14 protein-coding genes are annotated in these 12,698 nt (G+C 72.6%); 11 read left to right on the top strand and 3 right to left on the bottom strand.

Annotated elements, in window-relative coordinates; all coding sequences use genetic code 11:
* Positions 1 to 32 precede the first annotated feature (32 nt).
* Positions 33 to 704 (top strand): response regulator transcription factor, encoded by a 672-nt coding sequence (locus ACZ9QC_RS17230; protein ID WP_467331365.1) that lies wholly within the window; start codon positions 33 to 35, stop codon positions 702 to 704.
* 56 nt (positions 705 to 760) lie between these two features.
* Here the strand turns inward: ACZ9QC_RS17230 and ACZ9QC_RS17225 are convergent, their stop codons facing one another.
* Both ACZ9QC_RS17225 and ACZ9QC_RS17220 read right to left on the bottom strand, forming a co-directional pair.
* Positions 761 to 1,936 carry a DUF5937 family protein gene (locus ACZ9QC_RS17225; protein ID WP_472920919.1) on the bottom strand — a complete coding sequence of 392 codons (1,176 nt, stop codon included), beginning with the start codon at positions 1,934 to 1,936 and terminating at the stop codon, positions 761 to 763.
* Positions 1,937 to 2,014: 78 nt separating this feature from the next.
* Entirely contained in the window at positions 2,015 to 3,163 is a 1,149-nt protein-coding gene (locus ACZ9QC_RS17220; RefSeq protein ID WP_472920918.1) for a threonine aldolase family protein, read from the bottom strand.
* Between the two features lie 210 nt (positions 3,164 to 3,373).
* Between ACZ9QC_RS17220 and ACZ9QC_RS17215 the strand changes: the two genes are divergently transcribed.
* The 10 genes from ACZ9QC_RS17215 to ACZ9QC_RS17170 all read left to right on the top strand — a co-directional run bounded on the left by ACZ9QC_RS17215 (position 3,374) and on the right by ACZ9QC_RS17170 (position 11,781).
* Complete coding sequence (locus ACZ9QC_RS17215; protein ID WP_472920917.1) at positions 3,374 to 4,330, top strand: Rossmann-like and DUF2520 domain-containing protein; 957 nt, start codon at positions 3,374 to 3,376, stop codon at positions 4,328 to 4,330.
* Entirely contained in the window at positions 4,327 to 5,319 is a 993-nt protein-coding gene (gene panC / locus ACZ9QC_RS17210) for a pantoate--beta-alanine ligase (RefSeq protein ID WP_472920916.1), read from the top strand. The genes ACZ9QC_RS17215 and panC overlap by 4 nt, the downstream gene beginning before the upstream one ends.
* The gene (locus tag ACZ9QC_RS17205; protein ID WP_472920915.1) at positions 5,316 to 7,031 is read left to right on the top strand and encodes an L-aspartate oxidase; all 1,716 of its coding nucleotides are present in this window, start codon (positions 5,316 to 5,318) and stop codon (positions 7,029 to 7,031) included. Before panC ends, ACZ9QC_RS17205 begins: the two co-directional genes overlap by 4 nt.
* A 5-nt stretch (positions 7,032 to 7,036) precedes the next feature.
* A complete protein-coding gene (gene nadC / locus ACZ9QC_RS17200) occupies positions 7,037 to 8,020 on the top strand; it encodes a carboxylating nicotinate-nucleotide diphosphorylase (protein ID WP_472920914.1) in 984 nt (327 codons plus the stop codon).
* A gap of 15 nt (positions 8,021 to 8,035) precedes the next feature.
* Complete coding sequence (locus ACZ9QC_RS17195; RefSeq protein ID WP_215448328.1) at positions 8,036 to 8,833, top strand: type III pantothenate kinase; 798 nt, start codon at positions 8,036 to 8,038, stop codon at positions 8,831 to 8,833.
* A gap of 298 nt (positions 8,834 to 9,131) precedes the next feature.
* Positions 9,132 to 9,824: a hypothetical protein gene (locus tag ACZ9QC_RS17190; protein WP_472921720.1), complete on the top strand. Its 693-nt coding sequence runs from the start codon at positions 9,132 to 9,134 to the stop codon at positions 9,822 to 9,824.
* A 19-nt stretch (positions 9,825 to 9,843) separates the two neighbouring features.
* Positions 9,844 to 10,032 carry a hypothetical protein gene (locus ACZ9QC_RS17185; protein WP_184905067.1) on the top strand — a complete coding sequence of 63 codons (189 nt, stop codon included), beginning with the start codon at positions 9,844 to 9,846 and terminating at the stop codon, positions 10,030 to 10,032.
* 128 nt (positions 10,033 to 10,160) lie between these two features.
* Positions 10,161 to 10,622, top strand: a complete 462-nt coding sequence (locus tag ACZ9QC_RS17180) for a BlaI/MecI/CopY family transcriptional regulator (RefSeq protein ID WP_472921719.1) — start codon at positions 10,161 to 10,163, stop codon at positions 10,620 to 10,622.
* Between the two features lie 9 nt (positions 10,623 to 10,631).
* The gene (locus ACZ9QC_RS17175; RefSeq protein WP_045562639.1) at positions 10,632 to 11,165 is read left to right on the top strand and encodes an amino-acid N-acetyltransferase; all 534 of its coding nucleotides are present in this window, start codon (positions 10,632 to 10,634) and stop codon (positions 11,163 to 11,165) included.
* Positions 11,166 to 11,445: 280 nt separating this feature from the next.
* Positions 11,446 to 11,781, top strand: a complete 336-nt coding sequence (locus ACZ9QC_RS17170; RefSeq protein WP_472920913.1) for a histone-like nucleoid-structuring protein Lsr2 — start codon at positions 11,446 to 11,448, stop codon at positions 11,779 to 11,781.
* Here the strand turns inward: ACZ9QC_RS17170 and ACZ9QC_RS17165 are convergent.
* On the bottom strand, positions 11,760 to 12,404 hold the full coding sequence (locus ACZ9QC_RS17165; protein WP_472920912.1) for an SCO3374 family protein: 645 nt from the start codon (positions 12,402 to 12,404) through the stop codon (positions 11,760 to 11,762). The genes ACZ9QC_RS17170 and ACZ9QC_RS17165 overlap by 22 nt on opposite strands.
* Between the last annotated feature and the right edge of the window lie 294 nt (positions 12,405 to 12,698).

The raw sequence follows: 12,698 nt of genomic DNA, 5'->3' as shown, positions 1-12,698 counted from the left end.
GACATCTGTAGACGGAAACGGAAGAGGACCCGATGGCGATCCGCGTGATGCTCGTCGACGACCAGGTGCTGCTGCGCACCGGGTTCCGGATGGTGCTGGCGGCCCAGCCGGACATGGAGGTCGTGGCGGAGGCGGGCGACGGCGTCGAGGCCCTCCAGGTCGTGCGGTCGACCGAGGTGGACGTGGTCCTCATGGACGTCCGTATGCCGAAGCTGGACGGCGTCGAGGCCACCCGCCGTATCTGTGCGGAGCCCGAGCCGCCGAAGGTGCTCATCCTGACCACCTTCGACCTCGACGAGTACGCCTTCTCCGGGCTGAAGGCGGGCGCCTCCGGCTTCATGCTCAAGGACGTGCCGCCCGGTGAGCTGCTGGCCGCGATCCGTGCCGTGCACAGCGGTGACGCGGTCGTCGCGCCCTCCACGACCCGGCGGCTGCTCGACCGGTTCGCCCCAATGCTCCCGAGCACCGGCTCGGAGCCCAAGCACAAGGAACTGGAACGGCTCACCGAACGCGAGCGCGAGGTCATGATCCTCGTCGCGCAGGGCCTCTCCAACGGCGAGATCGCCGCCCGCCTCGTCCTCTCCGAGGCCACGGTCAAGACCCACGTGGGCCGCATCCTGACCAAGCTGGGCCTGCGCGACCGCGTCCAGGTGGTCGTCCTGGCGTACGAGACGGGGTTGGTGCGCGCCGGCGGACACGGCTGAGACGGCCGGCCCACGGCCCACGGTCCTCTGCTTCGCCCGTGCCGCCGGGCGTCCGGCTATCTGAGCAGCCCCTCCAGGAAGTCGCTGCCCAGCCGGGCCACCACCGTCACGTCCAGCTGGTGGAGCACGTAACGGCCCCGGCGGCGCGTCGTGAGGAGGCCCGCCTTCTTGAGGACGGCCAGGTGCCGGGATATCTCCGGCGGGGTCATGCCGAGCATCTGGGCCAGCTCTCCCGTGGTGTTCGCGCTGCGGGCCAGATTGCGGCACAGGCGCATCCGGACGGGGTGGGCCAGCGCGGTCATGCGCAGGGCGAGCTGCTCCACGGAGGGCGGGGCGGCGGGCTCGGCCGCGCTCACCGGGTACTGGATCACCGGCTGCCAGCCGAACCGGTGCAGGACGGTGAGATGGGGCCGCCCCAGGCTGGTCGGCACGAGCAGCAGGCCGCCGTCACCGGTGTGCGTACGGCCCTCGACCAGCTTGTCCACGACGATCCGCCCCGTCGCCGCGTCCCGGCCGTCCGCAACGTTCGGGCCGGCAGGGCCGTTCGGGCCGTTCGCGACGTTCGGGCCGTCCAGGGTCACTGACGGCGAGACGGCCCCCAGCGCCTCGGCCAGCCCCTTGTGCCGCAGCACGTCGGTCTTGTGGCGGGCGTCCGCCGCGAGCGGGTGGCACAGCCGGGACCAGGTCTCGGCGAAGAAGGCCGCGTCGCAGTCCTCCAGGAACTGCCGCAGCCAGGCCCGCACCCCGGGCGGGTCCGCCAGCAGCCGCCCGGCGAACCGCAGTTGCCGCGGCCCGCGCGCGGCGGCCAGCTCCAGGGCACTGCGCCGCATCTCCGCGTCGGCCAGCGGGCCGGGCCGCGGCGAGTCGTAGGCGTACCCGGGGGAGCAGACGAACTCCAGCCCGGCGTCGACGAACTGGTCGTCCGTCAGTTTGTCCAGCAGATCGAGGTCGTCGGCGAGTGTCGCGCCCGGGAGGGTGTCCCGGCCGGGGATCCCGGCGAAGGGGAGGAACAGGTCGGAGAACGACGTGCGCCACAGGAAGTCCGCCTCGGACATCCGGTCGGCGAGATGCGGGTCGAGCCGGGCGGTCACCCCCGTCACCCAGCCCTGGAGGCCCGGGTGGTGTCCGGGCTCGGACAGCACGTGCAGCGCCATGCCGAGCTCGGCCAGCGGCGAGGGCACGACGGCCACCTTCTCCCGCCGCAGCCCGGTGATGTCGATGCGCACACTCATGGCCCCATGGTGCCCCCGACCACTGACACCGCCCCCTCCACCGCCTCGGCCGGCCAGCAACCCCCGCGTCCGGCAGGTCTATTCGCGGGCCACCTTCTCCACGAGGCCCACGAAGTCCGCCACGGCCGCCCGGACGTCGTCGGCCGTCCACTCCAGCGCGGCGGCCCGCACCTCGATCTCCGTGACGGCCAGTCCCGGCCCGCCCGGGTCCCACGGGCGGGCGAAGAGCAGCGCGTCCGTCTGCTCGCCCTGGCGCACCGAGGCCTCAGCGACGACATCGACCTCGTACGGCAGCCAGACCTGGAACTCGTGGGTGTGGGGCTCCTCGGGGTGCACCCGGGCCCACGGCACCCCCGCCGCCGCGAACCCCTCGCGCAGCGCGGCCGCGACCACGCGCGCGTGGCGGACGTACTCCGGCAGCCGGGGCAGTTCGCGCTCCAGACCGACGAGGGCCGACAGGGCGGTGGGGAACTGCTGGAAGAGCTGCCCGCCGTAGCGGTGCCGCCAGGCCTTCGCCTCGTCGATCAGCGTCCTGGGACCGGCGATCGCGGCGCCGCCGTAGGCGCCCAGCGACTTGTAGTACGACACGTAGACGCTGTCGGCGAGGGCCGCGATCTCGTCGACGGCGCGGCCGAAGTGGGTGGTGGACTCCCACAGCCGGGCCCCGTCGAAGTGGACCACCGCCTCCCGCGCGCGTGCCGCCTCGGTGACCTCCTCCAGCTCCTCCCAGGAGGGGAGCAGGCACCCGGCCTCCCTGAGGGGCAGTTCGAGCATCAGCGCCCCGAAGGGCTCGTCGAGATCGCGTACCTCCTCGGCGGTCGGCTGCCTCGGCTCGCTCGTCAGCCGGACCGGGCGCAGCCCGCTGAGCCGGCTGAACGCGTGCCGCTCGTACATCTCGGGGTGCGAGAGGGCGTGCAGGGCGACGGCGGGGTTCCCGGTGCGGGCCGCCCAGCAGCGCAGTGCCACCTGCTGCGCCATCGTGCCGGTGGGGAAGAACGCGGCGGCCTCCATGCCGAGCAGTGCGGCGGTCCGGTCCTCCAGGGTCTCGACGACCCCGTTGCCGTACATGTCGACGGTCCGGTCCAGGTCGTACACGTCACCGGCCGTCTCCAGCAGCGCCAGGCGTTCCCGGACCGTGGCCAGCGCACTCGTCCGGGCCAGCACGCGCCCTGCCGCCCGGTGCGCGACCTGCCGCCGCTCGTACCGCTTCATCGCAGCTTCACTCATCCTGGGATCATCCCCTCGGGCCGTCCGGCCCGGCACCCGGTTTCCGGGCCGAACCGGCCATGTGTCCAAGCCCTCCGACGCGACCTGCGGAAACGGCCCGCGACCGCCCACAGCCTGTGGACAACCGAACGCCCCTCGAACCAATCGCGTTAACATGACGAGAAATCGTCCGGTACCCAGAGCGGACTGGAACGGGAAGGCCACCACCGAGTGAGTACATTCCAGCAGCCAGAGCCGAAGGACCGCCCCGCGCGGCTCTCCGTCGGTGTCGTCGGCGCCGGCCGGGTCGGTCCCGCGCTGGCGGCGTCGCTCCGGCTCGCGGGTCACCGGCCGGTGGCCGTCTCCGGCGTCTCCGACGCCTCCCGGCGGCGCGCGGCCGAACTGCTGCCCGACGTCCCGCTGATGTCCCCCGCCGACGTGCTGCGCCACGCGGACCTGGTCCTGCTGACCGTCCCCGACGACGCTCTCCCGGGGCTCGTCGAGGGCCTCGCGGAGACCGGCTCCGTACGGCCGGGGCAGCTCCTCGTGCACACCTCCGGACGGTACGGCGCGAAGGTGCTGGACCCCGCGCTGCGGGCCGGGGCGCTGCCGTTGGCGCTGCACCCCGCGATGACGTTCACGGGGACCGAGGTGGACGTGCAGCGGCTCGCCGGCTGCTCCTTCGGGGTCACCGCCCCGGACGAGCTGCGGCTCGCCGCCGAGGCGCTGGTGATCGAGATGGGCGGCGAGCCCGAGTGGATCGCCGAGGAGAACCGCCCGCTCTACCACGCGGCCCTCGCCCTCGGCGCCAACCACCTGGTGACCCTGGTCGCCCAGTCCATGGAACTGCTGCGCACGGCCGGGGTCACCGCCCCTGACCGCATGCTCGGCCCCCTGCTCGGCGCCGCCCTGGACAACGCCCTCAGGTCGGGCGACGCGGCCCTCACCGGCCCCGTCGCGCGCGGGGACGCCGGCACGGTCGCCGCGCACGTCGCCGAGCTGCGCGCGCACGCCCCCGCCACCGTCGCCGGATACCTGGCGATGGCCCGCGCCACCGCCGACCGGGCCCTCGCCCACGGCCTGCTCAAGCCGGAGCTCGCCGAGGACCTCCTCGGGGTACTCGCCGACGGGACCAGCGGAACCACCGGAGCGGACGGATCCGACGGCACCGAAGGGGACGCCCGATGACCATCACCGTGCTGCGCACCGCCGACGAACTGCACGCACGCGCGCGTACGGGACGCCGGGCCGTCGTGATGACCATGGGCGCCCTGCACGAGGGCCACGCCACGCTGATCCGCAGCGCGCGCGAGATCGCGGGCGACACGGGCGAGGTCGTCGTGACCGTGTTCGTCAACCCCCTCCAGTTCGGCGCCGGCGAGGACCTCGACCGCTACCCGCGCACCCTCGACGCCGACGTCAAGCTCGCCGAACAGGCGGGCGCGGACGTGGTGTTCGCCCCCTCCGTGGAGGAGGTCTACCCGGGCGGCGAACCCCAGGTCCGGATCACCGCCGGACCCATGGGGGAGCGCCTGGAGGGCGCCTCCCGCCCCGGGCACTTCGACGGCATGCTCACCGTCGTCGCCAAGCTGCTCCACCTCACCCGCCCCGACGTGGCGCTCTACGGACAGAAGGACGCCCAGCAGCTCGCCCTGATCCGCCGCATGGTCCGCGACCTGAACTTCGGCATGGAGATCGTGGGCGTCCCGACGGTCCGCGAGGCCGACGGTCTGGCCCTGTCCAGCCGCAACCGGTACCTGTCCACCGAGGAGCGCCGCACCGCCCTGGCGCTCTCCCAGGCACTGTTCGCGGGCCGCGACCGGCACGCCGCGCAGGAGGCCCTGCGCGCCCGCGCCCGTGAGGTGCCCGCCACGCGCGCGCGTGCCGAGGCCCTCAGCGCGATCGGCGAGTCCCGCGCCGCCGCCGACGCGCACGCCATGGCCAAGTCCGCCCCCGGCGGCCCGGCCGCCGTCCGCGCCGCCGCCCGTCTGGTCCTCGACGAGGCCCTGCGCATGAAGCCGCCGATCGTCCTGGACTACCTGGCGCTGGTCGACCCGACCGACTTCACCGACATCCCCGACGACTTCACCGGCGAAGCCGTCCTCGCCGTCGCGGCCCGGGTGGGGACGACCCGGCTGATCGACAACCTCCCCCTCACCTTCGGAGCCGCCTCGTGACCACCACAGGCATACGACTGCACGCACCTGCCCCAGGCTGGTCCATCGACGCCGACGTCGTGGTCGTCGGCTCGGGCGTGGCCGGCCTCACCGCCGCGCTGCGCTGCGAGGCCGCCGGCCTGACCACGGTCGTCGTCACCAAGGCCCGCCTCGACGACGGCTCCACCCGCTGGGCCCAGGGCGGCATCGCCGCGGCCCTCGGCGAGGGCGACACCCCCGAACAGCACCTGGACGACACCCTGGTGGCCGGCGCGGGCCTGTGCGACGAGGAGGCCGTACGCCTCCTCGTCACCGAGGGCCCCGACGCCGTACGCCGGCTGATCGCGACCGGCGCCCACTTCGACGAGTCGGAGGAGGGCGGCCTGGAGCTGACCCGCGAGGGCGGCCACCACCGCCGCCGCATCGCCCACGCGGGCGGCGACGCCACCGGCGCCGAGATCTCCCGGGCCCTCGTCGAGGCGGTACGCGCGCGTGGCGTGCGCACGGTCGAGAACGCGCTCGTGCTGGACCTGCTGACCGACGCCGCCGGCCGCACCGCCGGGGTCACCCTGCACGTCATGGGCGAGGGCCAGCACGACGGCGTGGGAGCCGTCCACGCCCCCGCGGTCGTCCTCGCGACGGGCGGCATGGGCCAGGTCTTCTCCGCCACCACCAACCCGTCGGTGTCGACCGGCGACGGCGTGGCCCTCGCCCTGCGCGCGGGCGCGGAGGTCTCCGACCTCGAATTCGTCCAGTTCCACCCGACCGTGCTGTTCCTCGGCGCGGACGCGGAGGGCCAGCAGCCCCTGGTCTCCGAGGCCGTCCGCGGCGAGGGCGCCCACCTGGTGGACGCCGACGGCACCCGCTTCATGGTCGGACAGCACGAACTGGCCGAGCTGGCGCCCCGGGACATCGTCGCCAAGGGCATCATGCGCCGCATGCAGGAGCAGGGCGCCGAGCACATGTACCTGGACGCCCGGCACTTCGGCGCGCACATGTGGGAGCACCGCTTCCCGACGATCCTCGCCGCCTGCCGCGCCCACGGCCTCGACCCGGTCACGGAGCCCATCCCGGTCGCCCCGGCCGCCCACTACGCCTCGGGCGGCGTCCGCACCGACTCCCGCGGCCGCACCACCGTCCCCGGCCTGTACGCCTGCGGCGAGGTCGCCTGCACCGGTGTCCACGGCGCCAACCGGCTCGCCTCGAACTCCCTCCTGGAGGGCCTGGTCTACGCCGAGCGGATCGTCACCGACATCGTCGCCGCCCACGCCGACCACGGCCTGCACGCGCGCGTGCCCCAGCCCGTCCCGCACGCGGAGCAGCCAGCGCACCCGCTGCTCGCCCCGGAGATACGGTTCGCGATCCAGCGGACCATGACCGAGGGCGCCGGCGTGCTGCGCTCCGAGGCGTCCCTGGCCACCGCCGCGGCCGCCCTGGACCGGCTGCACGCCGAGGCCCGCGACGCCCTCGCCGAGAACGGCAAGACGGCCGAGCCGGGCGTCGACACCTGGGAGACGACCAACCTCCTGTGCGTGGCCCGCGTCCTGGTCGCCGCCGCCCGGCTGCGCGAGGAGACCCGCGGCTGCCACTGGCGCGAGGACCGCGCCGAGCGCGACGACACCGCCTGGCGCCGCCACATCGTCGTACGGCTGAATCCGGACCGGACGCTCGCCGTACACACCACGGATACCGCAGACTTCCCCCCGACCCGGCAGCACCAGCAGGAGCAGTGACAGACGTGAGCACTCCCGACCTTCCCCTCGCCCAGAGCGGCGGCTGCGGCGACGGCTGCGCCTGCGGCGCGGACGACGGCCTCAGCGAGGAATACCTGGAGTGCGGGCTCGATCCCGCGCTCGCCCAGCTCCTGGCCGACGCCGGACTCGACCCCGTGGAGGTCGAGGACATCGCCAACGTCGCCATCCAGGAGGACCTCGACCACGGCGTCGACGTGACCACGGTCGCCACGATCCCCGAGGACGCGCGCGCCACCGCCGACTTCACCGCACGCGAGGGCGGCGTCGTGGCGGGCCTGAGAGTCGCCGAGGCGGTCCTCTCGGTGGCCTGCTCCGACGAGTTCGAGGTCGAGCGGCACGTCGACGACGGCGACCGCGTCGAGGCCGGCCAGAAGCTCCTCAGCGTCACCGGCGCCACCCGTGACCTGCTCACCGCCGAGCGCAGCGCCCTGAACCTGCTGTGCCGCCTCTCCGGCATCGCGACCGCCACGCGCGCGTGGGCGGACACCCTGGAGGGCACCACGGCCAAGGTGCGCGACACCCGCAAGACGACGCCGGGGCTGCGTTCCCTGGAGAAGTTCGCGGTCCGCTGCGGCGGCGGGATCAACCACCGCATGTCCCTGTCGGACGCGGCCCTCGTCAAGGACAACCACGTGGTCGCCGCGGGCGGTGTCGCCCAGGCGTTCAAGGCCGTGCGCGAGATGTTCCCCGAGGTGCCCATCGAGGTCGAGGTCGACACCCTGCACCAGCTGCGCGAGGTCGTCGACGCGGGCGCCGATCTGATCCTCCTGGACAACTTCACGCCGCTGGAGTGCGAGGAGGCCGTCTCGATCGTCGACGGCCGCGCCCTCCTGGAGGCCTCGGGCCGGCTGACCCTCGCCAACGCGAAGGCGTACGCGGACACCGGCGTCGACTTCCTGGCCGTCGGGGCGCTGACCCACTCGTCCCCGATCCTGGACATCGGCCTCGACCTGCGCGCGGCCGAGTAGGGACGGGGACGGGCCATGCTGCTGACGATCGACGTGGGCAACACCCACACCGTCCTCGGTCTGTTCGACGGCGAGGACATCGTCGAACACTGGCGCATCTCCACCGACGCGCGCCGCACCGCCGACGAACTGGCGGTCCTCCTCCAGGGCCTCATGGGCATGCACCCGCTGCTCGGCGAGGAGCTCGGCGACGGCATCGACGGCATCGCGATCTGCGCCACCGTCCCCTCGGTGCTGCACGAACTGCGTGAGGTGACCCGCCGCTACTACGGCGACGTCCCCGCCGTGCTCGTCGAGCCGGGGGTGAAGACGGGCGTCCCGATCCTCACGGACAACCCGAAGGAGGTCGGCGCCGACCGCATCATCAACGCCGTCGCCGCCGTCGAGCTGTACGGCGGGCCGGCCGTCGTCGTGGACTTCGGTACGGCGACGACGTTCGACGCGGTCAGCGCGCGCGGCGAGTACGTCGGCGGTGTCATCGCGCCCGGTATCGAGATCTCCGTCGAGGCGCTCGGCGTGAAGGGCGCCCAGCTCCGCAAGATCGAGGTCGCACGGCCGCGCAGCGTCATCGGCAAGAACACGGTCGAGGCGATGCAGTCCGGGATCGTGTACGGGTTCGCCGGGCAGGTCGACGGCGTCGTCAGCCGCATGGTCCGCGAACTCGCCGACGACCCCGCGGACGTGACGGTCATCGCGACGGGCGGGCTGGCACCGATGGTGCTGGGCGAGTCCTCGGTGATCGACGAACACGAGCCGTGGCTGACGCTGATCGGATTGCGGCTGGTGTACGAGCGCAACGTGTCGCGACTCTGAGCGCCTGAGAGGGGTGTGTTCGTCGGGTGCGGCCCGGTGGGGCTTCTCGCGCAGTTCCCCGCGCCCCCGAAAGGGGCCTACGGCCCTTTCGGGGTGAAAAGCACGGGGCACAGCCCCTGCTTTTCAGGGGCGTGGGGAACTGCGCGACCAGCCCCCACCCACCCGCACCCGACGAACGCACCCCTCGCGCCCCCCACCCGGGTGGAACCCTCCGCGCCACGCCCCCTCATCACATCTGTTTTGTCTGATTAGCGCGTATCGTCGCCGCATGCCCACGCCCCACGGAACCCGCGGCGGCATGGCGTTCGGCGCTGAGGAGCTGCGTGTGCTCCGCCGTGCCCTCGCCCTCGCCCTCAACCCCAGTCCCGTCTCGGCGGAGGAGGTGCAGGACTGCCTCCGGCTCGCCGAGTCCGTCGACGAGGCGGCCCGCGAGGACGCCCGTCTGAGGGCCTTCCTGCTGGCCGACCTCGCCCGGTACCGCGCCGCGCTCCCCGGCACCGTCACGGGCTACACGGCACTCCTGACGCAGGCCCTGGACACCGGGTACCGCCCCCACCCGGACGACCTCGCCGCGCTGCGCGCCCTGCGCGGCAACCCCACCGCCGCGTCGCTCCTGGAGCGCTGCCGCCCGCTCGTCGCCCAGGACGTGCGCGCCCGTTTCGAGGGGCGCGCGGCCGCCTCGGCCGTCGTCGTCCCCGCCTCGCGCTCCGCCTCCGGCCGCTCACGGCTCCGCCTCACCGCGCTCCCGGGCGGTCTGGCGGCGCGGGACAGCCACGCGCGCGCCGCCGGAGAGCCCGCCCGGCCCAAGCCCGCCCGGCCGTCCCGCCCCGCCCAGCCGGCCGAGCCCGCCGACAAGCCCGGCCCGGTGCCCCGCCCCGACGCCCCGCGCCCGGGCCGCCGCCCCATCCCCACCCCCGGCGAGGTCTTCCCGCCCAAGCGGAAGCCGCCCGCCCCGCCCGCGAACCCGCCCCAGCAGCTGGCCGCCGTCTAGCCCTGGCTACCCTGGACGCATGGACTACGTCTCCGCGCTGCTGCCCCCGTTCGTGATGGCCGTGCTGTTCATCAGCGTCATCCGGGTGATCGTGAAGACCCAGGGCGGCCCCAACAAGGCCAAGGAGGACGCGGTGGTCGACGCGGCCCTCGCCCGCGCGGAGAACACCCGCCAGGCCGACGGCGACTCCCGGGCCACCGGCGCCTGACGCGTACCGCTCCGCCCCATCGGCGTACGACTCGTGTGTTTTTCGAGTCGTACGCCCTTTTTGTTCCCCCGCTCCGGATAGTGTGCGGAACTGTGCCTCGCCCATTGGGAGAACTCGAAGACGCGGTCATGACGCGGGTGTGGAAGTGGAACCGCCCGGTGACAGTTCGGGAAGTCCTGGAAGATCTTCAGCAGGAACGGTCCATCGCGTACACCACCGTGATGACCGTTCTGGACAATCTCCATCAGAAGGGCTGGGTGCGCCGGGAGGCGGAGGGCCGGGCCTATCGATATGAGGCGGTCTCCACTCGCGCCGCCTACGCGGCCGCACTCATGAACGAAGCCTGGTCGCAGAGCGACAACCCCGCCGCCGCCCTCGTCGCCTTCTTCGGGATGATGAGCGAGGAACAGCGACAGGCGCTCACCGACGCCGTACGCATCGTGGAGGGCCCGGGCCCCGCCAAACCCGAACCCGCCGCGCCCGCCGCCCCCGTCCTCGAAACCCCTGTTGAAACCGCCGGCGAATCCGTCGAATCGTCCGGCGAAACACAGGGGACCCCCGGCGAATCACCGGATCTCCCCGGGCGATAGCGTCCGCTCATGCCAGCAACGAGTCCCGAAGCCACCGCAAAAGCCATCACCGTCAGGCGGGCTCGGACCAGCGATGTCCCGCACGTGCGCGACCTGCTCGACTCCTACGTCCAGCGCCGCATCCTGCTCGACAAAGCCACGGTCACGCTTTACGAGGACATCCAGGAGTTCTGGGTAGCGGAACGGGACGACAACGCCCAGGTCGTCGGCTGCGGCGCGCTGCACGTCATGTGGGAAGACCTCGCGGAAGTCCGCACTCTCGCGGTGAACCCCGACGCCAAGGGCCTCGGCGTCGGTCACCAGTTGCTCGAGAAGTTGCTGCACACCGCTCGCTGGCTGGGTGTTCGACGCGTTTTCTGTCTGACCTTCGAAGTCGAGTTCTTCGCCAAGCACGGCTTCGTGGAGATCGGGGAGACTCCCGTCGACACCGATGTCTACGCGGAGCTGCTGCGTTCCTATGACGAGGGCGTCGCGGAGTTCCTCGGTCTCGAACGAGTGAAACCGAACACCTTGGGCAACAGCCGGATGCTTCTGCATCTGTGATCGTCGGCGGAGACCAATTCCGGTGAGGGGCGTTCCGCCGAGGGTCGCCTTGCCCGCGGGGCCTATGTCCGAAACGCGCATGTTTCCGGTCTTCCCGGGGCTCCTCGTCCTCTCCGGACTCTCTCCCCGGACTCTCCTCGGTCTCTCCCAGGGGTTTGTGTTTTTCCTGGAAAAGCGGTTTGCTTTCCGACGTACTGCAGTACTGCATATAACAGGGGACGTGAAACAGCGGCGCTCGCCGCAGCCCTCGGCCCTGAAGTTTTCGATGAAAGGAAATCCGGTGGCACAGAAGGTTCAGGTCCTTCTTGTCGACGACCTCGACGGCGGCGAGGCGGACGAGACCGTGACGTTCGCGCTGGACGGCAAGACGTACGAGATCGACCTCACGACCGCCAACGCGGACAAGCTTCGTGGCCTTCTCGACCCCTACGTCAAGGGTGGCCGGCGTACCGGGGGCCGCGCTGCGGGCGGGCGTGGCAAGGCCCGCGTCGCTTCCGGCGGCAGCCAGGACACCGCGGCCATCCGCGCCTGGGCGAAGGAGAACGGTTACGAGGTCAACGACCGCGGTCGCGTCCCCGCCTCCATCCGCGAGGCCTACGAGAAGGCCAACGGCTGAGATTCCGACGGCCCGGTGCTCGCGCGCCGCAGCCGGACGCGGTGGCAGTGCGTCGCCACCGTGTCCACCACTCGCACGAGGTCGGGGGCGCCCCCACCGCCCCCCAACGCCGACATGCTCGGCAGCGAGGGTTCGACCTCGCACCCCGGCTCGGGGGGCCGCACCCACTCGGCGGCCCCCTGTGAACCGGCCTCCCCGCGCCCACCGATCACACCCGGGGGCTCCGGCGCCACCATGTGACCGCCCGTTCCGACGGCAGTGAGGTCCAGGTCGAGGCCGCCCCAGTCCAGCCACCGCAACAGCTCCGGCACCTCCTCCGCGCTCCCCGCCGCGACCAGCAGCAGCATCCGCCCGCCGCACAGCGCCACCGGGGAACCCGGGCCGGGCACCGGCCCCAGATGACGGAGCGCCGCGACCCCCGCTTCCACCGGTACGTCGAGCACATCGAAGCGCAGGCCCGTAATGAGGTGTACGGGCGTCCCGGGCACGGTCGCCCAGCCGAGATCGTTCTCGTACCACCACCGCACCGCGTCGCAGGGGTCCTCACCCGGGACATCGCGCGGGGCGACGGCCGAGGAGGCGCTCGGGTCGAGCGGTCGGCGGGGAAGGGGGACGATGGCCATGTCAGGAGCAACCGGGCGAAGGGGCCCAGAGTTACGCTGGGTGTCGGCGCTGCTTCGAAGAGTGCCGGGAAAGGGGGCGTTCCACAGTGTGCGGTGACGCAAGGATGTTCGCCCTTAGCGGAGGGAACCGGTGCATCCGGCATGGAGTGTCAGTCCCTACGGGTAAGACATCCCTAGTGGGAGGGGGCGACACGCAGGAAAGGCCGTCTCACGTTCGCCATCGGCGTACTGATGGTGGGGGTAACTGCCTGGCCTGCGGGAACATCGTCTCGCACCATCGGGTTGGAGCAGATG

It is taken from the genome of Streptomyces sp. HUAS MS02, assembly GCF_055702265.1.
Note: the sequence above shows the minus strand (reverse complement) of the source record. Positions and strands in the feature narration are given on the sequence as shown.